This is a genomic window from Streptosporangium sp. CA-115845, from assembly GCF_050943795.1.
In the GTDB taxonomy this organism is placed as follows: domain Bacteria; phylum Actinomycetota; class Actinomycetes; order Streptosporangiales; family Streptosporangiaceae; genus Streptosporangium.
In genome coordinates this window covers 3572763-3592150 of record NZ_CP191988.1, presented here as the reverse complement: position 1 = coordinate 3592150, position 19388 = coordinate 3572763, and the positions used below count along the sequence as shown (strand labels likewise).

General features: G+C 69.5%; 19 protein-coding genes. 3 read left to right on the top strand and 16 right to left on the bottom strand.

What is annotated here, in order from left to right:
• Positions 1–17: 17 nt before the first annotated feature.
• The 13 genes from ACQP0P_RS18500 to ACQP0P_RS18440 form a co-directional block, all read right to left on the bottom strand.
• The gene (locus ACQP0P_RS18500) at positions 18–833 is read right to left on the bottom strand and encodes a TrmH family RNA methyltransferase (protein WP_433378266.1); all 816 of its coding nucleotides are present in this window, start codon (positions 831–833) and stop codon (positions 18–20) included.
• 72 nt (positions 834–905) lie between these two features.
• Positions 906–1289: a 50S ribosomal protein L20 gene (gene rplT / locus ACQP0P_RS18495; protein WP_012892552.1), complete on the bottom strand. Its 384-nt coding sequence runs from the start codon at positions 1287–1289 to the stop codon at positions 906–908.
• A 24-nt stretch (positions 1290–1313) separates the two neighbouring features.
• Positions 1314–1508: a 50S ribosomal protein L35 gene (gene rpmI / locus ACQP0P_RS18490; protein WP_030920046.1), complete on the bottom strand. Its 195-nt coding sequence runs from the start codon at positions 1506–1508 to the stop codon at positions 1314–1316.
• A 129-nt stretch (positions 1509–1637) separates the two neighbouring features.
• A complete protein-coding gene (gene infC, locus ACQP0P_RS18485; protein WP_433378261.1) occupies positions 1638–2255 on the bottom strand; it encodes a translation initiation factor IF-3 in 618 nt (205 codons plus the stop codon).
• 347 nt (positions 2256–2602) lie between these two features.
• On the bottom strand, positions 2603–3430 hold the full coding sequence (locus ACQP0P_RS18480; RefSeq protein WP_433378258.1) for a shikimate dehydrogenase: 828 nt from the start codon (positions 3428–3430) through the stop codon (positions 2603–2605).
• Positions 3424–4599, bottom strand: a complete 1176-nt coding sequence (gene mltG, locus ACQP0P_RS18475; protein ID WP_433378255.1) for an endolytic transglycosylase MltG — start codon at positions 4597–4599, stop codon at positions 3424–3426. The genes ACQP0P_RS18480 and mltG (ACQP0P_RS18475) overlap by 7 nt, the downstream gene beginning before the upstream one ends.
• Before the next feature lie 157 nt (positions 4600–4756).
• Positions 4757–5797, bottom strand: coding sequence for an endolytic transglycosylase MltG (gene mltG / locus ACQP0P_RS18470; protein WP_433378252.1), 1041 nt, complete (start codon positions 5795–5797; stop codon positions 4757–4759).
• On the bottom strand, positions 5794–6303 hold the full coding sequence (gene ruvX / locus ACQP0P_RS18465) for a Holliday junction resolvase RuvX (RefSeq protein WP_433381955.1): 510 nt from the start codon (positions 6301–6303) through the stop codon (positions 5794–5796). The genes mltG (ACQP0P_RS18470) and ruvX overlap by 4 nt, the downstream gene beginning before the upstream one ends.
• 52 nt (positions 6304–6355) lie before the next feature.
• Complete coding sequence (gene alaS / locus ACQP0P_RS18460; RefSeq protein ID WP_433378249.1) at positions 6356–9028, bottom strand: alanine--tRNA ligase; 2673 nt, start codon at positions 9026–9028, stop codon at positions 6356–6358.
• 1 nt (position 9029) lies between these two features.
• On the bottom strand, positions 9030–9284 hold the full coding sequence (locus tag ACQP0P_RS18455) for a hypothetical protein (RefSeq protein ID WP_433378246.1): 255 nt from the start codon (positions 9282–9284) through the stop codon (positions 9030–9032).
• Positions 9281–9727: a DUF948 domain-containing protein gene (locus tag ACQP0P_RS18450; RefSeq protein ID WP_433378244.1), complete on the bottom strand. Its 447-nt coding sequence runs from the start codon at positions 9725–9727 to the stop codon at positions 9281–9283. Before ACQP0P_RS18450 ends, ACQP0P_RS18455 begins: the two co-directional genes overlap by 4 nt.
• A 303-nt stretch (positions 9728–10030) precedes the next feature.
• Positions 10031–11344 carry a replication-associated recombination protein A gene (locus ACQP0P_RS18445; RefSeq protein WP_433378241.1) on the bottom strand — a complete coding sequence of 438 codons (1314 nt, stop codon included), beginning with the start codon at positions 11342–11344 and terminating at the stop codon, positions 10031–10033.
• A gap of 31 nt (positions 11345–11375) precedes the next feature.
• Entirely contained in the window at positions 11376–11837 is a 462-nt protein-coding gene (locus tag ACQP0P_RS18440) for a hypothetical protein (RefSeq protein ID WP_433378238.1), read from the bottom strand.
• A gap of 201 nt (positions 11838–12038) precedes the next feature.
• Here ACQP0P_RS18440 and ACQP0P_RS18435 point away from each other — a divergent pair, with 201 nt between their 5' ends.
• Positions 12039–12926, top strand: coding sequence for a peptidylprolyl isomerase (locus ACQP0P_RS18435; RefSeq protein ID WP_433378235.1), 888 nt, complete (start codon positions 12039–12041; stop codon positions 12924–12926).
• A 342-nt stretch (positions 12927–13268) separates the two neighbouring features.
• Here the strand turns inward: ACQP0P_RS18435 and aspS are convergent, their stop codons facing one another.
• Genes aspS through ACQP0P_RS18420 form a run of 3 tightly spaced genes read right to left on the bottom strand, consistent with a single transcriptional unit; the run spans position 13269 to position 16999 of the window.
• Positions 13269–15005 carry an aspartate--tRNA ligase gene (aspS, locus tag ACQP0P_RS18430; RefSeq protein WP_433378232.1) on the bottom strand — a complete coding sequence of 579 codons (1737 nt, stop codon included), beginning with the start codon at positions 15003–15005 and terminating at the stop codon, positions 13269–13271.
• Positions 15002–16267: a histidine--tRNA ligase gene (gene hisS / locus ACQP0P_RS18425; protein WP_433378229.1), complete on the bottom strand. Its 1266-nt coding sequence runs from the start codon at positions 16265–16267 to the stop codon at positions 15002–15004. Before hisS ends, aspS begins: the two co-directional genes overlap by 4 nt.
• A gap of 3 nt (positions 16268–16270) precedes the next feature.
• Positions 16271–16999: an MBL fold metallo-hydrolase gene (locus ACQP0P_RS18420; RefSeq protein WP_350927288.1), complete on the bottom strand. Its 729-nt coding sequence runs from the start codon at positions 16997–16999 to the stop codon at positions 16271–16273.
• A gap of 147 nt (positions 17000–17146) precedes the next feature.
• Here ACQP0P_RS18420 and ACQP0P_RS18415 point away from each other — a divergent pair, with 147 nt between their 5' ends.
• Both ACQP0P_RS18415 and ACQP0P_RS18410 read left to right on the top strand, forming a co-directional pair.
• A complete protein-coding gene (locus ACQP0P_RS18415) occupies positions 17147–18013 on the top strand; it encodes a peptidylprolyl isomerase (protein WP_433378225.1) in 867 nt (288 codons plus the stop codon).
• A gap of 38 nt (positions 18014–18051) precedes the next feature.
• Complete coding sequence (locus tag ACQP0P_RS18410; RefSeq protein ID WP_433378222.1) at positions 18052–19302, top strand: DUF349 domain-containing protein; 1251 nt, start codon at positions 18052–18054, stop codon at positions 19300–19302.
• The last annotated feature ends 86 nt before the right edge of the window (positions 19303–19388 follow it).

The window sequence follows — 19388 nt, the reverse complement described above, 5'->3', positions numbered from 1 at the left end:
CCTCGAGGCGGGGGGCGTCACCTGGCGCCGGGACCGGTGCGCTGAGACCGGGCAGATGCGTACAGACAGACCGCGGCGGCGGTCGCGAGGTTCAGGCTCTCGGCCCGCCCGTAGATCGGAACCCGGACGACATCGTCGGCCAACCCCAAAATCTCCTCGGGAAGCCCCCAGGCCTCGTTGCCGAAGATCCAGGCCGTCGGGCCGGACAGGTCCATGTCGTCCAGGGTCTGCTTGCCCGCGCCGTCGGCGGCGAGCACCCGCAGCCCGGAACCCTTCAGGTGCTCCACGACCCGGGTCACATGGACACCCGTGGTGACCGGGAGATGGAACAGACTGCCCGCGCTGGCCCGTACGCACTTGCCGTTGTAGGGATCGACCGAGGCGTCGGTGAAGACCACCGAATCGGCGCCCGCGGCGTCGGCGGTGCGCAGCACCGTGCCCGCGTTGCCCGGGTCGCGGACGTGGGCGAGCACGGCCACCAGCCTGGCGTCGGAGGTGACGGAGTCGTTCAGGGGCACGTGCACGAAGCGGCACACCGCCAGCAGTCCCTGGGGGGTGACGGTCTGGGCCAGCTCGGCCATGACCTCGCCACTGGCCCGGAAGAGGGGCACCCCCGCGGCGGTGGCGGCGGCGATGACGTCGGCGTGGCGCAGCTCGGCCTCGGCGGTGGCGAACAGCTCCACCACGACGCCGTCCAGCGCCAGCGCCTCACGGACCGCCTGTGGCCCCTCCGCCAGGAAGGAGCGGTCGCGGTCCCTGAAGGCCCGCTTGGTCAGCCTCCGCGCGGCCTTGACCCGCGGTGACTTGATATTGGTCAGCTCAGACCCGGCCATGCCCGTCCCCCAAGAATGCGAATGCGGCCCGCAGCGTCATCGCTGCGGACCGCATGGTCGTCAGTGTCTCGCTCAGCCGGCGACCGGCGCGTTCACGTCGGCCGGGAGCGCCTTCTTGGCGGCCTCGACCAGCGTCGCGAACGTGGCGGCGTCGTTGACCGCGAGGTCAGCGAGGATCTTGCGGTCGACCTCGATGGAGGCGAGCCGCAGGCCCTGGATGAGCCTGTTGTAGGTGATGCCGTTCTGGCGGGCAGCGGCGTTGATGCGCTGGATCCAGAGACGGCGGAAGGTGCCCTTGCGGTCCTTGCGGTCGCGGTAGGCGTACGTCATCGAGTGGAGCATCTGCTCCTTGGCCTTGCGGTACAGCCTGGAACGCTGACCCCGATAGCCCTTCGCCCGCTCGAGAACGACCTTGCGCTTCTTCTTGGCGTTGATCGCCCGCTTCACGCGTGCCATGTGTATCTATCTCCCCGGGGGCGGTTACTTAGCGAGCAGCTTCTTGATCTTCTTGGAGTCGGCGTCGGAGAGCACGACCTCGGGCTTGAGACGACGCGTCAAGGTGGACGGCTTGTGCTCGTTGTAGTGCGCACGGTTGGCGCGGCGGCGCACAAGCTTGCCGGAACCCGTGAGCCTGAACCGCTTCTTCGCACCGCTGTGCGTCTTCATCTTCGGCATCTCAGCCGTCTCTCCCTCGATCGTGCCGATGTCCCGGGCCGGTAACCCAAGTCAAGGGCATGCCTGACTACGAGACCGGACCCGGTCTCGACGTGATATCGCGACTACCTGACGATCAGGCTATGCGAGTTACTCCTGCGGGGCCGCCACCGCTCCGTTGACGGACACCTCGTCGGTGACGTGCGTCTCGTCGCCGGCCGGCGACCTGTCCCCCGAGGGGTTCTCGTCATGCCGCGCCTTGGCCGCCGCCTTCTCGGCCTTGGCCTCGGCCTTCTTCTTGTGCGGGCCGATCACCATGATCATGTTTCGGCCGTCCTGCTTGGGCTGGGACTCGACGAAGCCGAGCTCCGTCACGTCCTCCGCCAGTCGCTGCAGGAGCCGGAAGCCCAGCTCGGGCCGGGACTGCTCCCGACCACGGAACATGATGGTGACCTTGACCTTGTCGCCGGCCTTGAGGAACCGCACCACGTGACCCTTCTTGGTCTCGTAGTCGTGCGGGTCAATCTTCGGCCGGAGCTTGATCTCCTTGATGATGGTGTACGCCTGGTTACGGCGCGCCTCGCGTGCCTTCATCGCGGACTCGTACTTGAACTTGCCGTAGTCCATGAGCTTGCACACTGGCGGGCGAGCCGTTGCCGCGACCTCGACCAGGTCGAGGTCGGCTTCTTGAGCCAGCTTCAAAGCATCGCCGATGGAGACGATGCCCACCTGTTCGCCGTTCGGGCCCACGAGGCGGACCTCGGGCACGCGAATGCGGTCATTGATGCGGGGCTCGGCGCTGATGGGGCCTCCTAGGTTGCGATCCGCGGCCTTTCTTACGAAAGACCGCAACATGCTCGATCGTGCCGGGAAGTCGCAGAACACGCACCCTGTGAAGGCACGTCGAACGCAAGATGCCCCGCACGTCACGCATGCGGGGCCACATGAACTCGAAGGCTTTATGCCATTAAGCTCGCCGGAAACCTACCCGGTGTGATCCTGACCTGTCAGCCTTGCGGCCGACGAGGTGGGAGGATGACCTCCGCTTGCGCGTCCAGCAGGAACGCCGGACCGATCGATTAGTCACTCTATCACAACGGCACGCTCACCCAGAATCATTCCGCCGGAGCGGCACGCCTGACGATCTCGCTCTTCCCCGCCTCGCGCATCGCCTCCACCGGCACGTCCGCGCGGCCGGTCATCATCTCGACCTGCCGGACCGCCTGGTGCAGGAGCATCGGGAAACCCCCGACGACAATCCCGCCCCGCTCGGCCACCGCCGCCGCCGTCCGGGTGGGCCAGGGTGCGTAGACCACGTCGAAGAGGGCTGGCACGTCCGCCAGCGACTCGGTGAAGCCGTCGGCCGCGCCGGAGGGCAGGGTCGAGACGACCAGGTCGACCCCCAGCGCGGTGTCGAGCTTGTCGAAGGTCTGCACCGCCAGGCTCATGTCCAGCCGCCCGGCCGTCTCGACGGTCTCCGCCGCCCTGGCCGGGTCGCGGACCACGAGGGTCGCCTCGCCCAGCCCCAGTTCGCGCAGGGCGGCCAGCGCGGAGGAGGCCGTCGCGCCCCCGCCGAGGACGGTCGCGGAGGCGGGCGTGGCCACGCCCGCCTCCGCGAGCGCCCGGACGATGCCGTACACGTCGGTGTTGTCGCCGTGCCGGGCGCCGTCGCGCAGGATCACCGTGTTGGCCCCACCCACCTGGAGCGCGAGCTCCGAGACGGTGTCGAGCAGCGGCAGCACGGCCCGCTTGAGCGGCATGGTGAGCGAGAGCCCCGCCCAGTCGGCGTCCAGCCCGTCGAGGAGGCCGGGAAGCCCGGCCTCGTCGCACTCGATCGCCTCGTACCGCCAGTCGTACAGGCCCATGCCCTCGTAGGCGGCGCGGTGCAGGTACGGGGAGAGCGAGTGGGCGATCGGTGACCCCAGGACCGCCGCTCTCAACATCCGTTCCCCTTGTTTCTCTCGTACTCGGCCTTGAGCGCGAGGAAGTCCGTCTCCGTCGAGGCGAACTTGGTGATCTGCCGTGCCGGGCAGGTGGTCACGAACCAGACCCAGTCCCCCTTGGTGGGGTTGAGCGCCGCCTGGATGGCGTCGTCTCCCGGGTTGGCGATCGGTCCGGGAGGCAGGCCCTCGAACTTGTAGGTGTTGTAGGGCGAGGTGCTCTCAAGATCCTTGTGGGAGGACTCGATGCCGTACTTGTTCAGCCCGTACATCACCGTGCTGTCCATCTCCAGCTTGCGGCGGGGATTGCCGTCGAGCCGGTTGTAGATGACCCGGGCCACCTTGCCCATGTCCTCTTTGGTACCGGACTCGGCCTGGACGATGCTGGCGATCGTCATGATCTCGTGCGGAGTGTGCCCGAGTTCCTTGGCCTTACCCTGCAGGTCGTCCTTGTCCGCCGTCTGGGTGAAGCGGTCGACCAGCGCGACCAGGATGTCGGAGGGCGTCATCTTGGGCCTGATCTCGTAGGTGGCCGGGAAGGCGTAGCCCTCCAGCCTGCCCCTGGCGTAGGACGGCAGGCCGAGCTTCCTGCTGTTCTTGGCCGCCTGCTGGAACTCCCTGAGCGGCTTGCCGGTCTTCTCGGCGAGCTGCTTGAGGGTGTCGCTCAGGCGCAACCCCTCCTTGAGGGTGACCCTCTCCAGCAGCCGCTTCTCCGGATCGAGAAGCTTGACAGCCTCGGCGGCCGCCATCTGCTTGCGCATGGCGTATTCGCCAGGCTGCAGGGAGGAGCTCTTGCCCGCCTGGGCGACGGCGTTGACGAAGGCCTTGACGCTCTTCACCACGCCCTGCTCCTCCAGGGTCTGTGCGACGTCGGAGGCGTTCTGGCCGTCCTTGATCTCCACGACGACCTTGCCGGACCCCGGGCCGGTGTAGTCGTCCGGGGTCATCACGTCGCGGACCCATGTGTAGCCGTAGAAGCCGGCGGCGCCGACGCCACCGAACAGCACGATGACCGCGAGCATGGGGGCGAGGAAGCCGCCCCGGTTGCGGCGGCGCTTCCTACGCCGGCCACGCCGGCCGCCGGAGTCGCGTCCTGAGGACGCGCGAGATCTTCGGCCCGGCCGACCTTCGTCGTCGGAGCCGACCAGGAAGTCCATATCGAGATCGTTCATAGAGACGCTGGCCAATCTCCCGCTAGGGACGGCCTGGCGTCAAGCGGGTGTGCCAAACCGAAGGAAAGCACCCGGCCAGATCTTCCGGTGTTCCGGGAGTCTGGTTCGCGGGTCCGGGGCGCCGCATGCGGCGGAACGGGGGGTGTTCCGCCGGGCATCAACGCTTCCCGAGGTATCTGTTCAGCTCTTCCCGGTATCTCACAAACTCACTCTCTTTGTCAGTGAATTTCGTGATTCTATGCTCCGGATCTGTGGTTACAAACCAGAACCAATCACCTTGATCTGGCCGAAGTGCCGCGATCAACGCCTTCTCCCCGGGGTTCGCGATGGGGCCGGGGGGCAGGCCAGGTCTGCGATAGGTGTTGTACGGAGACCTCACCTCGGTGTCCTTCTCGGACACCTCCAGGGTCCTGCGCCTCTGCGCGTACAGCACCGTGGTGTCCAGTTGAAGTGGCGTTCCTGCCCTGATCCGGTTGTAGATCACTCTAGCGATCTTCGGATAGTCCGGATCCCGCCCACCCTCCGCCTGGACGATGCTCGCCATCGTGACAGCCTCCAGCGGGGTCAACCGCTTCCTGGCGGCCCGCTCCTTGAGGTCGAGGTGCTCGGCGACCTGTTTGTAACGTTCCACCATCGCGACCAGCACGTCCTGAGCGGTCGTGCCGGGCTCGATCTCGTAGGTGGCGGGGAACAGGAAGCCCTCGGCGTTCCTGGCGTACCGTGGCAGGCCCAGCGCCCGCACGTCGTCCGCGGCGCCGGCCAGGTCGGCCCGGCGCATGCCGGTGCCCTCGGCGAGCCGGTCGAGCAGTTCGGGCAGGCGGAGCCCCTCGGGGACGGTGACCCTGCGCACCATCCGCGACTCGGGCGCCACCAGCATGCCGAGTGCCGAGCGGGCTTCCATGCCCCTGCGGAGCCTGAAGTGGCCGGGGTGCAGGCTGCCCGTCCTGGCCTGCTCCTCCGCCGCCCTGACGAACGCCCTGGCACTTGCCACCACTCCGGCGTCGGCCAGTGCCAGCCCGATCGCGCCGGCACTCGCCCCCTCGGGGATCTCGACGACGACCGTGCCGGCACCCGGCCCCTCGAAGTCGGCGGGCATGAGATAGGGGCGGACCACGACGAGCCCGGCCGCCGTCCCGGCGGCGACGGCGAGCACCGTCGCCCCGGCCACCAGCAGCCATATCGGCCGCGGGCGGCTCACCGAACGGTCCCGCCGCCAGGCCGCTCGGCGGGCCTGTCACCGGGTCTTCCACCCGGTGGCGTGACAGGGCTGCCGGGAGGTCTGCCGGTGGCGCGTTCGGCGTCCAGCGCCGCCTGGAGCAGCACGACGGCGGCAGCCTGGTCCACCACACCGCGCTGGTTCTTCGCCTTCACCCCGCTGGCCCGCAGTCCCTGCTGGGCGGTGACGGTGGTCAACCGCTCGTCGAACATCCGCACCGGGACGGGCGCCAGTCGGAGTGCGATCCGGTTCGCGAAGTCACGGGCGACGACCGCCGCCTGCCCCTCGCGCCCGGAGAGCGAGGTCGGCAGGCCGACCACCACCTCGACGACCTCGTACTCGGCCGCGATCTCCGCGAGCCGGTCGAGGTCGCCCTTGCCACGCCGGACGGTCTCCACCGGCGTGGCAAGCAACCCCGAGGGATCGCTTCTGGCCACGCCGATACGGACCGAGCCGGCATCGACGCCCAGCCGAATGCCGTTTCTCATCATCTCTGTCTCCACCCTCGTACCGGCCGCGGCTCGAGGGTGTCGTTCCCCATCAGGTGAGCGTCTGCGTGATCGCCTGCTCGACGGCCGCGAGTGCCTCGTCGATCGCCTCGGGACGCACACCGCCTCCCTGAGCGACGTCATCCTTGCCGCCACCGCCACCTCCGAGTGCCTTCGCGGCGACGCCGACCAGGCGGCCCGCCTTCAGGCCGCGATCGCGTCCCACCTCGTTGACCGCGGCCACGACGACCGGCCGGTCATTGGGGACACCGGCGACGACGACGACCGCAGCGCGGTCGCTCGGGAACCGGCCGCGCACGTCGAGTGCGAGTTTACGCAGATCATCAGGAGATGTTCCATCAGGCGCACGGTGCGTCACAACGGAGACTCCATGTAGATCACGGGCGTTTCCCGCCATCTCCCCCGCACCGGCGAGCGCCTGGGCCGAGCGCAACGTGGCCAGTTCCTTCTCCGCGGAGCGCAACCGGGTGACGATGCCCTCGACGCGTTCGGGGAGCTCTTCCCTGCGGGCCTTGAGCTGCTCCGACAACTGGGCGACGAGCACGCTCTCCCTGGCCAGGAAGCGGAACGCGTCGAGACCGACCAGGGCCTCCACGCGGCGCACCCCCGCACCGATCGAGGCCTCACCCAGCACCTTGACCAGGCCCAGCTGCCCGGAGCTGGCGACGTGGGTGCCACCGCAGAGCTCGCGGGAGTACTCACCGACCTCGACGATGCGGACGGTGTCGCCGTACTTCTCACCGAACAGGGCCAGAGCGCCCATCGCGCGGGCCTCGGCCTGGGAGGTGTGGAAGGCGTTGACCCGCAGGTCGTTGATCAGGACCGCGTTGACCTCATCCTCGACGTCGCGCAACACGCTGGGCGACACGGCGCCCGCGGCGGTGAAGTCGAAGCGGAAGCGGCCCGGCGAGTTCTCGGAACCGGCCTGCGCCGCGGTCTCGCCCAGCGCGTTGCGGAAGCCCCGGTGCACCAGGTGGGTGGCGGTGTGGCTGCGGGAGATGGCCCGGCGCCGCTCGACGTCGATCTCGGCCTGAGCCGTCTCGCCCACCCGGATCTCCCCGGTACGGACCTTGCCCCGGTGCACGACGAGGCCGGCGACCGGGGACTGCACGTCCACGATCTCCACCTCGGCCCCGCCGGTGCGGATGAGGCCCTGGTCGGAGAGCTGGCCGCCGCCCTCGGCGTAGAACGGGGTGCGGCCCAGCACGACCTCGACCGTCGTGCCCGCGCCCGCCGCGGCGACGGAGACGCCGTCGACGAGGAGGCCGGCGACCTCGGCCTCGGCCGTCACATGGTCGTAGCCGAGGAACTCGACCTTGCCGGCCTTCTCCAGGATCTGGCCGAAGACCGAGATGTCGGCGTTGCCGGTCTTCTTGGAGGCGGCGTCGGCCTTGGCCCGGTCGCGCTGCTCCTTCATCAGCCGGCGGAAGCCCTCCTCGTCGACCTGCAGCCCCTGCTCGGAGGCCATCTCCAGGGTCAGGTCGATCGGGAACCCGTAGGTGTCGTGGAGCTGGAATGCCTGGTCGGCCGCGAGCGTGCTCCGCCCCTTGCGCTTGGTCTCCTCGGCCGCCACGTCGAAGATCGCGGTGCCGGTGCGGAGGGTGCCGAGGAAGGACCCCTCCTCCGCGTCGATGACGCCGTGGATCTGCGGGGCGTCGGCCTTGAGCTCCGCGTACTGCTGGCCCATGACATCGACGGTCACCGCGGTGAGCTCGTGCATGTAGCGCTCCTCGCCCGCGCCGAGCAGGCGCAGGTTACGGATGGCCCGGCGCAGGATGCGGCGGAGCACGTATCCCCGGCCCTCGTTGGAGGGCAGCACCCCGTCGGCCACGAGCATCACGCCGGTCCTGACGTGGTCGGCGACGACCCGCAGCGAGACGTCGGCGCGCTCGTCACGGCCGTAACGCGTCTTGGTGAGCTCCGCGGCCCGGTCAAGGATCTTGTACGTGGTGTCGATCTCGTAGATGTTGTCGACGCCCTGCAGGATCGCCGCCATGCGCTCCAGGCCCATGCCCGTGTCGACGCTCTTGGCCGGCAGCTCGCCGACGATGTCGAAGTCCACCTTGCTGCGGACCGCACCGAGCTGGAACTGCATGAAGACGTTGTTCCACACCTCGAGGTAGCGGTTCTCGTCGACGATCGGGCCGCCCTCGCGCCCGTACTCGGCACCGCGGTCGTAGTAGATCTCGCTGCACGGCCCGCCAGGACCCGGCACGCCCATGTGCCAGTAGTTGTCCGCCAGGTCACGGCGCTGGATGCGCTCCAGCGGCACTCCGGCCTTCCGGTGCCAGATGTCGGCGGCCTCGTCGTCGTCGAGGTAGACGGTGACCCAGAGGCGGTCCTCGGGGAAGCCGAACCCGCCCTCGGACTCGGGCCTGGTCAGCAGCTCCCAGGCGAACGGGATCGCCTGCTCCTTGAAGTAGTCGCCGAAGGAGAAGTTTCCGAGCATCTGGAAGAAGCTGGCGTGCCGGGTCGTCTTGCCGACCTCGTCGATGTCGAGGGTCCTGACGACCTTCTGCGCGCTGGTGGCCCGCTTGTAGGGCGGCTTCTGCTGGCCCAGGAAGTAGGGCTTGAAGGGCACCATGCCCGCGTTGACCAGAAGCAGCGTCGGGTCCTCGGCGATGAGGCTGGCCGAGGGCACAACGGTGTGCCCACGCTCCTCGAAGAAGCGCAGGAAGCGGCGGGCGATCTCTGCCGACTCCATGTCAGCGGCCATCCTTTACGTTGGAGTGATAGGGGTTTTCCAGGGTGTCGAGCCCGAACCTGGATCGCAACTCGGTTTCCCGCTCGGCCGCACCGCGCAGGGCGTCCTCCGCGAGATCCCGCGCCTGCTCCAGGACCCCGCCCGCGTTCCGAACGGCCCGGCGGGCCAGGTGGTTCGGGTGCAGTGCCTGAAGCTTACGCATGACCCACAGCGCGCCGAACGCGCCCAGGCCCATGTAGAACAGCCTGCGGATCATCTCCGCCGCCTTTCCAGCGCCTGCGCGGCGGGCCTGGCGCGCCTGCGGGCACCCACGGCCCGGCGGACGCCGTGGGTGAGGGCCGCGACCTTGATCAGCGGCCCGGTGACCAGGTTCTGGGTGACGTCGCTGACCTTGGCCACATGCCCGCTGACCTGCTTGACGTCCTTGGTGATCGCCTCGATGGCGACCAGCTGACGGTTGGTCTCGCCGACGGCGGCCGACACGTCCTCCAGCAGCGGCACGACGCGGTCGCCCAGCTGGGAGACCATCTTGGTGGTCTCGGTGAGCAGGCGGGCCAGCCTGACCATGACGACGGCCATGAAACAGACCAGGATCGCCCAGGCCATCGCGACGATCAGCCCCGCGACCTCTCCTGCGGTAAGCATGTGCGGACCCGCCCCCTCATAGGTGACCCCGGCCGTGGTCGGGTGGATTGGCAAAACCCTATCGTGCCCGATATCACTCATCCTCACTTACCGCGCGCCGTCGGCCCATGCCTACGGGCCGGGCCCGGTCTTCCCCGGTCTTCCCCGGTCTTCTGTGGGGGGGACCCGCGTCCCGAGGGCCGGGATTCACGGTGCCCCCGTGCCTGGACCGCCCTTCGCGCCGTACGGGGACGCACGGTCCGCGGGCCGAACCCGAAGGCGTCCACGCACAACTGCGCGAACCGGTCACCCCTGGAAATGAGAGCCCAACCGAGGTGAACGCGGTCACGCCCTGGAACGAGCGGGCGGCACGGCAGATCACTCCCCGCGCAGGAAGGCGCGGATCCTGGACCAGCGGTCGGCGAAGCCCGCCTCGGCGCCGTGCCGGGTGGGCCGGTAGTAGCGCCGGTCCCTGAGCTCCTCGGGCGCGTACTCCTGACGGACCAGGCCGTGCTCGAAGTCGTGGGGGTACTTGTAGCCCTTGCCGTGGCCGAGCTTCTTGGCTCCCGGGTAGTGGGCGTCACGCAGATGGTCGGGGACATGGCCGATGTTGCCGCGCCGCACGTCCTCGGAGGCCGCGCCGATGGCATTGATCACCGCGTTGGACTTGGGGGCCAGCGCGCAGTGGATGACCGCCTGGGCCAGGTTGAGCCGCCCCTCCGGCAGGCCGATGAACTCCACCGCCTGGGCCGCGGCCACCGCGACCTGCAGGCAGGTGGGATCGGCCATGCCGACGTCCTCTGAGGCGAAGATGACGATCCTGCGGGCGATGAACCGGGGGTCCTCGCCCGCCTCGACCATCCGGGCGAGGTAGTGCAGCGCGGCGTCGGCGTCGGAGCCCCGCATGCTCTTGATGAAACCGCTGATCACGTCGTAGTGCTGGTCGCCTTGACGGTCGTAGCGCACGGCCGCCTTGTCCACCGCCCGCTCCACCACCTCGACGGTGACCTCGCCGTCGGCTGCGATCAGCGCGGCGGCCTCCAGGTAGGTGAGCGACCTGCGGGCGTCGCCGCCGGCCAGCCGCACCAGATGCTCGGCGGCCTCGGGCGCCAGGCGCACCCTTCCCTCCAGGCCACGCGGGTCGGCGACGGCGCGCTCCAGCACCACCCGGATGTCGTCTTCCGACAGCGACTCCAGGGTCAGCAGCAGCGAGCGCGACAGCAGGGGCGAGATGACGGAGAAGAAGGGGTTCTCCGTGGTGGCGCCGATGAAGGTGACCCAGCGGTTCTCCACGGCGGGCAGCAGGGCGTCCTGCTGCGCCTTGTTGAAACGGTGCACCTCGTCGACGAACAGGACGGTCTGGCGACCGGACATGCCCAGCTCGCGCCGGGCCTGCTCGATGGCCGCGCGAACCTCCTTGACACCCGCCGACACCGCGGAGACCTCCACGAAGCGGCGTTCGGTGACGCCCGCCACCACGTAGGCGAGGGTGGTCTTGCCGGTGCCCGGCGGGCCCCAGAGGAAGAGCGACATCGGCGCCTCGGCCTCGACGAGGCGGCGCAGCGGCGTACCGGAGCCCAGCAGGTGCCGCTGGCCGATCACCTCGTCCAGGCTCCTGGGGCGCATCCGCACCGCCAGGGGCTCCTGGCCGCGATGGGCCTCCTCCGCCGCCGAATCGAACAGGCTGTCCACTCCTGAGACAGTACCGCTGCCCGGCTACGCCTCAGTTCGCCCAGACGGTGACGGCCCCGCTGTGCCCGGCCCGCACCACGTAGTAGAGCGCGACGGCGGCCAGGACCACGGTCAACGCCGAGACGGCCGCCCCCACCCGACGGTCGAACCGGTCACCGCGCGAGACGTGGACGAGCGCCAGCGACATCACCCCGAGGGCGAGGGTGACGAGCAGCAGGGGGATGCTGAAGCTCGCGTGCTCGGCTATGCGCTCACCGAGTTGCCCGCCCGCGGAGGCGAAACGCCCCTCCTCCAGCGACTCCCCGCTCTCCCGTGCCACGAAGACGCTCACCGGCACGATCGGGGCCAGCCCGACCACCGCCCAGGTGAGCACGGGCCGGGTACGGGGCAGCAGCGCGTACACGGCGGCGAGCACCGCCAGGAGCGGGGTCAGGACCACGGCGGCGTGGACGACCAGGGGGTGGAGGGGCAGGCCGAGGATCTCGTCGAACATGGAGCGCTCCGGTGGTGCGTGGCTCGTCATCAGCAAGTACGGATCCCACCATGAACGGGTTATGGAGAGTGTGAAGAGATCCCGGTCTTTCCCCTCTGTCCCCATCCGGCGAATTTCGCCACTTACGTGCAGCACACCTTAGGGCCGGTACGCTTTCCGCCAGTCCGTAGTCATGTAACAGTAATCCTGGAGGACATAGCGGTGAGCGCCGAGGACCGCCAGAGCCAGTTGGCTCGGGAGCATAAGGAGCGGCAGGCGAAACGTGCTGAGCAGAAGAGCACGTCGAAGCGGAACGCCGTCATCGGAGCGGTCATCGCGGTGGTCGTCGTCGCGGGAGGCCTGTTCGCCGGGGTGAGGCTCCTCGGTGGTGACGGCAAGGAGGTCCAGGCCGCCGCGACGCCCGATGCGAGCAGCACACCGTCCGAGGACGCCGTCGCGACGCCCGAGCCGAGCATCACGGCCCCCCCGGCCCCCGTGACTTGTTCCTACCGCAAGGACACCAGCGGCAGCCCGATGAAGAACGTGGGCAGGCCGCCGACCAAGCCCAATCTGAAGTTGAAGACCATGACGATCACCACCAACCACGGTGACATCGTGATCGACCTGGCGACCGCGCAGGCTCCCTGCACGGTCAACTCCTTCGCCTTCCTGGCCAGGAAGCACTTCTTCAACAACACCAAGTGCCACCGCCTGGCCACCCCGGAGAACTCCGGCCTGGGCCTGCTGCAGTGCGGTGACCCGCAGGCCAAGGCCGACGGCAAGAACCCCACCGACGGTCAGGGCAGCTCCGGCTACGTCTACGACAGCGAGAACCTCGGCGGGATCCCGTACACCAGGGGCACGGTCGCGGTGGCCCAGGCGGTCGACGCCGTCAACCAGAACGGCAGCCAGTTCTGGATCTCACTGGCCGACGAGACCGACCAGGTGGAGAAGGCCTACACCCCCTTCGGCGTCGTCTCGACGGGCATGGAGATCCTCGAAAAGATCTACAAGGGCGGCTGGATCACCAACCCCGACGACATCACCGGCGACGGCGGCTCCAACGCCCCCAAGATCCCGGTGATCATCAAGACCGTACGGCTCTCCTAGCCGGATCCGCGGCGGCCCGCCGCCCGCGAGACGCCCCGGTGGTCATCCGACCGCCGGGGCGTCTCGCGGTATCACCCCCGTACGACTCGCCCGGGACGCCGGCCCGGCCAGGCTCCCCGTGCCGCCAGGTGGCCGGTGACCGGCGCGGACGCCGGAGCGGCCGGGTAAGGGACGTGGGGCCGGTGCCGTCGGGGAAGCCCGGCACCCTCCACCCGGCCGCGCAGGATGCCCGGCAGGCCCGCGGAGGGCACCACCGGGGCCACCACGCCTGCCCCGGGCACACCGAGGGCCCCCGGAACGACGTTCCGGGGGCCCTCGGTCACTCCTGGTGCGGACCTCGGATCAGGCGTCGGCCTTGGGCCTGCCGTCGACGCCGGCCTCCTTGCGCTGCTCCGCCGTGATCGGGGTGGGCGCGCCGGTCAGCGGGTCGAAGCCCGAGGCCGTCTTCGGGAAGGCGATGACGTCACGGATGGAGTCACCCCTCGCCAGGAGCATGCAGATCCGGTCCCAGCCGTAGGCGATGCCGCCGTGCGGCGGCGGGCCGTACTTGAACGCCTCCAGCAGGAAGCCGAACTTGTTCTCCGCCTCCTCCTTGGAGATGCCGAGCACGTCGAAGACGCGCTGCTGCATCTCGGCACGGTGGATCCGGATCGAGCCGCCACCGATCTCCATACCGTTGCAGACCATGTCGTAGGCGTAGGCCAGGGCCTCGCCGGGGTGGTCCTGGAAGTTGTCCGCCCACTCGGGCTTGGGACCGGTGAAGGGGTGGTGCACCGCGGTCCAGCCGCCCTCGCCGTCCTCCTCGAACATGGGGGCGTCGACGATCCACAGGAAGTTCCACACCGACTCGTCGATCAGGTCGCAGCGACGGCCGATCTCCAGCCGGGCCGCGCCGAGCAGGTCGCGGGAGGCGGAGGCCGCACCGGCCGCGAAGAAGATCGCGTCACCGGGCTCGGCACCCACCTTGGCGGCCAGACCGGCAGCCTCGGTCTCCGACAGGTTCTTGGCGACGGGCCCGCCGAGCGTGCCGTCCTCCCCGACGAGCACGTAGGCCAGGCCCTTGGCGCCGCGCGACCTGGCCCACTCCTGCCAGCCGTCCAGCTCCTTGCGGGTCTGCGAGGCACCGCCCGGCATGACCACCGCGCCCACGTACGGCGCCTGGAACACGCGGAAGGTGGTGTCGGCGAAGAACTCCGTCATCTCGACGAGCTCCTGGCCGAAGCGCAGGTCGGGCTTGTCGGAGCCGTAGCGGGCCATGGCGTCGCGGTAGGTCATCCGGGGCAGCGGCACCGGCAGGTCGTAGCCGACCGTCTCCTTCCAGATGCGCCCGATCAGCGCCTCGCCCAGGGCGATGACGTCGTCCTGGTCCACGAAGGACATCTCGACGTCGATCTGGGTGAACTCCGGCTGCCGGTCGGCGCGCAGGTCCTCGTCGCGGTAGCACTTGGCGAGCTGGTAGTAGCGCTCAAGCCCGGCGACCTGGAGAAGCTGCTTGAACAGCTGGGGCGACTGGGGCAGGGCGTACCAGCTGCCCGGCTGGAGCCGGACCGGGACGAGGAAGTCGCGGGCGCCCTCGGGGGTCGAACGGGTCAGCGTCGGGGTCTCGACGTAGACGAACCCGTGCTCGTTCATCACCTCGTGGGCGAGGTAGGTGGCCTTGGAACGGGTGCGCATGGCGTGCGCGACCTGATGGCGGCGGATGTCGAGGTAGCGGTACTTGAGCCTGGCCTCCTCTGAAATACCGGCCGCGCCTTCAATGGGGAACGGCAGCGGGGCGGACTCGCTGAGCACCTCGACCTCGGAGGCGACGACCTCGATCGCACCGGTCGGCAGGTCGGGGTTCTCGTTGCCCTCGGGGCGGACCCGCACCTGTCCGACGACCTTGACGCAGTATTCGGCGCGCAGGCCGTGGGCGTCGTCCTCCTCGCGGAAGACCACCTGGGCGGAGCCTGAGGCGTCACGCAGGTCGATGAAGACCACGCCGCCGTGGTCGCGGCGCCGTCCCACCCATCCGGCGAGCGTCACCTGCTGCCCGGCGTGCTCCTCGCGCAGTGATCCCGCTTCGTGCGTGCGGATCATTTGTCCAGTCTCTCCTTCAACGTCGTGACGATCTCAGCGAGTGGTACGGCGGTCTGCTCTCCGCTGACCAGGTCCTTGACCTGCGCGGTCCCCGCGGCGATATCACGCTCGCCGAGGATCACCGCGTGGCTCGCCCCCGAACGGTCGGCGCCCTTCATGGCGCCCTTGACACCCTTGCCGCCGAACGACATGTCGGCGGCCAGGCCCGCCCGGCGCAACTCGGTGACAAGAAGGAACATCCGGCGGCGCGCCTCCTCACCCAGCGGCACACCGTACACCTGTACGCGCGCCTGTTCGCCGTCGCCCGCGAACAGGCCCTCGGCCTCCATGGCCAGGACCGTACGGTCGACGCCGAGCGCCCAGCCGACGCTGGGCAGGGCGGGACCGCCGAGCATCTCGCTCAGCCCGTCGTAGCGGCCCCCGCCGCCGACCGCTGACTGGGAGCCGAGCCCGTCGTGGACGAACTCGAACGTGGTCCGCGTGTAGTAGTCGAGGCCGCGGACCAGCCGGGGGTCGTCGGTGTAGGCCACGCCGGAGGCGGTCAGCAGCGAGCGGACCTCCTCGTGATAGGCCTTGCACGCCCCGCACAGGTGGTCGACGACCAGCGGCGCGCCGGCCAGCTGCTCCTGCACCTCGGGGCGCTTGTCGTCGAGCACGCGCAACGGGTTGATCTCGATCCGCTGCCGGGTGGGCTCGTCGAGGTCGAGGCCGCGCAGGAAGTCCTGGAGCGCGGCCCGGTAGACGGGGCGGCACTCCCTGTCACCCAGCGTGTTGATCAGCAGCCGGACCCCGGTGAGCCCCAGCGCGGCGTAGCCGTCGACGGCCAGCAGGATCAGCTCGGCGTCGAGCGCCGGGTCCTCGGAGCCCAGCGCCTCGGCGCCGACCTGCCAGAAGTGGCGGTAGCGGCCCTTCTGGGCCCGCTCGTAGCGGAACTGACTGCCCGAGTACCAGAGCTTCACCGGAAGCTGCCCGTTGTGCAGGCCGTGCTGGAGGACCGCGCGCACCACCGAGGCGGTGCCCTCCGGGCGCAGCGTGATGGAGCGCCCGCCCTTGTCCTCGAAGGTGTACATCTCCTTGGAGACGATGTCCGTCGACTCACCGACGCCGCGCACGAACAGCGCGGTGTCCTCGAAGACCGGTGTCTCGATGTAGCCGTAACCCGCCCGGCGGGCGGGGGCGGTCAGCGCCTCGCGTACCGCGAGCGCCCGCTCCGAACGCGGTGGGAGCCAGTCGAAGGTGCCCTTGGGCGCCTGCAAAGTCATTGTCTAAAGTCCCCTGCCGGGGCCGCGGTCGTGCCCGAGACCCGCGGGGCCTGCGCCCGCGGCCTGCTCCGCCTCCGCGAGATACGGGTTGGTGGCACGCTCTTGGCCGATCGTGGTCTGTGGTCCGTGACCGGGCAGCACCACCGTGTCCGCCGGCAGCGGCAGGCACTTGGCCGCCAGGCTGCGCAGGATGGTCGGGTAGTCGCCGCCCGGAAGATCTGTGCGGCCGATGGAGCCGGCGAAGAGCAGATCGCCCGAGAACAGCACGTCGGGGATCTCCTCGGTGCTGGGCAACCTGAAGGTCACCGACCCCCTGGTATGGCCGGGGGCGTGGTCGACGGTGAGCTCCAGGCCCGCCAGCCGCAGCACCTCGCCGTCCGCGAGCTCGCGCACGTCGTCCGGCTCGGTGAAGGTCAGTCCCCCGAACAGCTGCTGTTTCGCGGACAGCGACATTCCCTTGCCGGGATCGGACAGCAGCGCGCGGTCTTCGGGATGGATCCACGCGGGGACGTCACGCGCGCCGCAGACCGGGGCGACCGACCACATGTGGTCGAGGTGCCCGTGGGTGACCAGCACCGCGACCGGTTTGAGCCTGTGCTCGCGCAGCAGGTCATCGAGGTCGCCGACGGCGTTCTGGCCGGGATCGACGACCACGCACTCCTCGCCCGCGGCGGGAGCGACGACGTAACAGTTGGTCTGGAAGGACCCTGCGGGAAAGCCGGCGATGAGCATCTGCCTCAGCTGATCTCGTCAAGAATGCGGATGGGAATGTAACCGAAGGGTACCGGTGCGGGTCGGCGGGCTGCGAACCATTACCCATTGGCCGATACGATTCGCCCACCTCATTAAGTACGACTCGGCACTCGGGAGGGCGAAGCGGTGAGCGGCAGGGAGCGCCAGAAGCAGTTGGCGCGCGAGCACTACGAGCGGCAGACGAAGCGGCGCATCGAACGTGAGGCCAAGGTCGCCAGGGCCAAGCGCATCGCACTCATCGGCACCAGTGTGGTCGGTGTGCTGGCCGTGGCGGGTGTGATCGTCGCGACCAACGTGTTCGGGGGTTCCGACACGACGGCGACCGCCGATCCGGCCCCCTCGGGAAATCCTTCGGAGACGGCCTCGAAGGCCGCCGGCGCGCAGCCGGCGGCCTTCGACGCGGCCAGCGGCACCTGCGGCTACGTCGCCTCGGAAGGCGGCACAGCCAAGGACGTGGGCCTGCCTCCGGCGAAGGTCGACAAGACTCCCACGACGATGACCCTGAAGACCAACCAGGGCGACATCGTCATCAAGGTGTCGGCCGACAAGACACCGTGCACCGTCAACTCCTTCGCCTTCCTGGCGCAGAAGAAGTACTTTGACGGCTCCAAGTGTCACCGGCTGGGCTCCGACCAGTTCCCGATGCTGCAGTGCGGCGACCCGCTGGCCAAGGCCGACGGCAAGAACCCCACCGACGGTCAGGGGGGCCCGGGCTACCGCTTCGTCAACGAGAACCTGGAGGGCGCCAAGTACACGCGCGGTGTCGTGGCCATGGCCAACAGCGGTCCCGACACCAACGGCAGCCAGTTCTTCCTCGTGTACGGCGACGCCCCACTGACGCCGGACTACACACCCTTCGGTACGGTCACCAAGGGCCTGGAGATCCTCGACAAGGTGAACAAGGCGGGTGTCATCACTCCGGGACCTGACGGCACCGGGGCACCGAAGGAAACCCTCGAAATCAAAGACGTGACAATGTCCAGCAAGAGCTGACGTAATACATACAAGGGGCGGTAAGTCCCGAAAGGCTGATGAAAGTGCGGGAGGACACGGTGAGCACCGACCCGTGGGGCCGGGTAGACGACGACGGCACCGTCTACGTACGTACGGCTGAGGGAGAACGGGCCGTCGGGTCCTGGCAGGCCGGCGAACCGGAAGAGGCACTCGCCTACTTCCATCGCAAGTTCGACGAGCTGGCCGGGCAGGTCACCCTGCTCGAACAGCGGGTCCGCGGCACCGACCTGCCGCCCGCCCAGGCGGAGGCGACCATCGTCAAGCTCCGTGAGGCGATCACCGGCGCGCACGCGGTCGGCGACCTGGACGCGCTGCTGAACCGCCTCAACACCCTCACGGAGCTGGTCGCCCAGCGCCGGGAGGAGGTCAAGGCCGCTCGCGACGTGGCCAGGGCCGAGGCCAAGGGCGTCAAGGAGCGGATCGTCGCCGAGGCCGAGCGCATCGCCGACGACACCACCCACTGGAAGACCGGTGGCGAGCGGCTGCGCCAGCTGATCGACGAGTGGAAGGCCGCCGAGCGCATCGACCGGGTGACCGAGGCGGCGCTGTGGAAGCGCCTGTCGGCGGCCCGCACGGCCTTCGCCAAGCGGCGCAAGGCCTATTTCGCGGGGCTGGACGAGCAGCGCGAGGGCGTGCGCTCCACCAAGGAGCGCATCGTGGCCGAGGCCGAGGCACTGGCCTCGTCCACCGACTGGGGTTCCACCGCGTCGGCCTACCGCGAGCTGATGCAGGAGTGGAAGTCCGCCGGCCGGGCCTCCCGGGAGGTCGAGGACGAGCTCTGGGGCCGTTTCAAGGGCGCCCAGGACCAGTTCTTCCAGGCGCGTTCGGCCGTCTTCGCCGAGCGCGACGCCTCGCTGGCGGCCAACGCCGAGGTCAAGGAGCAGCTCCTGACCGAGGCCGAGAAGATCCTCCCGGTCACCGACGCCCGTGCGGCCAGGAGCGCCCTGCGCGGCATCCTGGAGCGCTGGGAGGCCGCGGGCCCGGTCCCGCGCGAGCAGCGCGACCGGCTGGAGGGTGGCCTGCGCAAGATCGACGACGCGGTCCGCAAGGCCGAGGAGACGGAGTGGAAGCGCTCCAACCCCGAGGCACGCGCCCGCGCCCAGAACACGGTCGACCAGCTGCGCAAGTCGATCGCGCAGTTGGAGGGCCGCCTGGCCAAGGCCAGGGACGCGGGCAGGGACAAGGACGTCAAGGACGCCGAGGAGGCCCTGGCCGCCCGCCGTTCCTGGCTGGAGGAGGCCGAGCGCACGCTCGCCGAGTTCTCCTGACCCCGTTCGCGAGCGGCTGACGCGATCTGAAGGACCGTCAGGGCCGCGGAGGGCCTCCCCCGGGGAGCGCCCTCCGCGGCCCTTAC

Bases quoted from the DNA above. Each gene is read 5' to 3' on its own strand.
- ACQP0P_RS18500 (WP_433378266.1), bottom strand. From the start codon at position 833: ATGGCCGGGTCTGAGCTGACCAATATCAAGTCACCGCGGGTCAAGGCC.
- rplT (WP_012892552.1), bottom strand. From the start codon at position 1,289: ATGGCACGCGTGAAGCGGGCGATCAACGCCAAGAAGAAGCGCAAGGTC.
- rpmI (WP_030920046.1), bottom strand. From the start codon at position 1,508: ATGCCGAAGATGAAGACGCACAGCGGTGCGAAGAAGCGGTTCAGGCTC.
- ACQP0P_RS18480 (WP_433378258.1), bottom strand. From the start codon at position 3,430: ATGTTGAGAGCGGCGGTCCTGGGGTCACCGATCGCCCACTCGCTCTCC.
- mltG (WP_433378255.1), bottom strand. From the start codon at position 4,599: ATGAACGATCTCGATATGGACTTCCTGGTCGGCTCCGACGACGAAGGT.
- ruvX (WP_433381955.1), bottom strand. From the start codon at position 6,303: ATGAGAAACGGCATTCGGCTGGGCGTCGATGCCGGCTCGGTCCGTATC.
- alaS (WP_433378249.1), bottom strand. From the start codon at position 9,028: ATGGAGTCGGCAGAGATCGCCCGCCGCTTCCTGCGCTTCTTCGAGGAG.
- ACQP0P_RS18455 (WP_433378246.1), bottom strand. From the start codon at position 9,284: ATGATCCGCAGGCTGTTCTACATGGGCCTGGGCGCGTTCGGCGCGCTG.
- ACQP0P_RS18440 (WP_433378238.1), bottom strand. From the start codon at position 11,837: ATGTTCGACGAGATCCTCGGCCTGCCCCTCCACCCCCTGGTCGTCCAC.
- aspS (WP_433378232.1), bottom strand. From the start codon at position 15,005: ATGATCCGCACGCACGAAGCGGGATCACTGCGCGAGGAGCACGCCGGG.
- hisS (WP_433378229.1), bottom strand. From the start codon at position 16,267: ATGACTTTGCAGGCGCCCAAGGGCACCTTCGACTGGCTCCCACCGCGT.
- ACQP0P_RS18420 (WP_350927288.1), bottom strand. From the start codon at position 16,999: ATGCTCATCGCCGGCTTTCCCGCAGGGTCCTTCCAGACCAACTGTTAC.
- ACQP0P_RS18410 (WP_433378222.1), top strand. From the start codon at position 18,052: ATGAAAGTGCGGGAGGACACGGTGAGCACCGACCCGTGGGGCCGGGTA.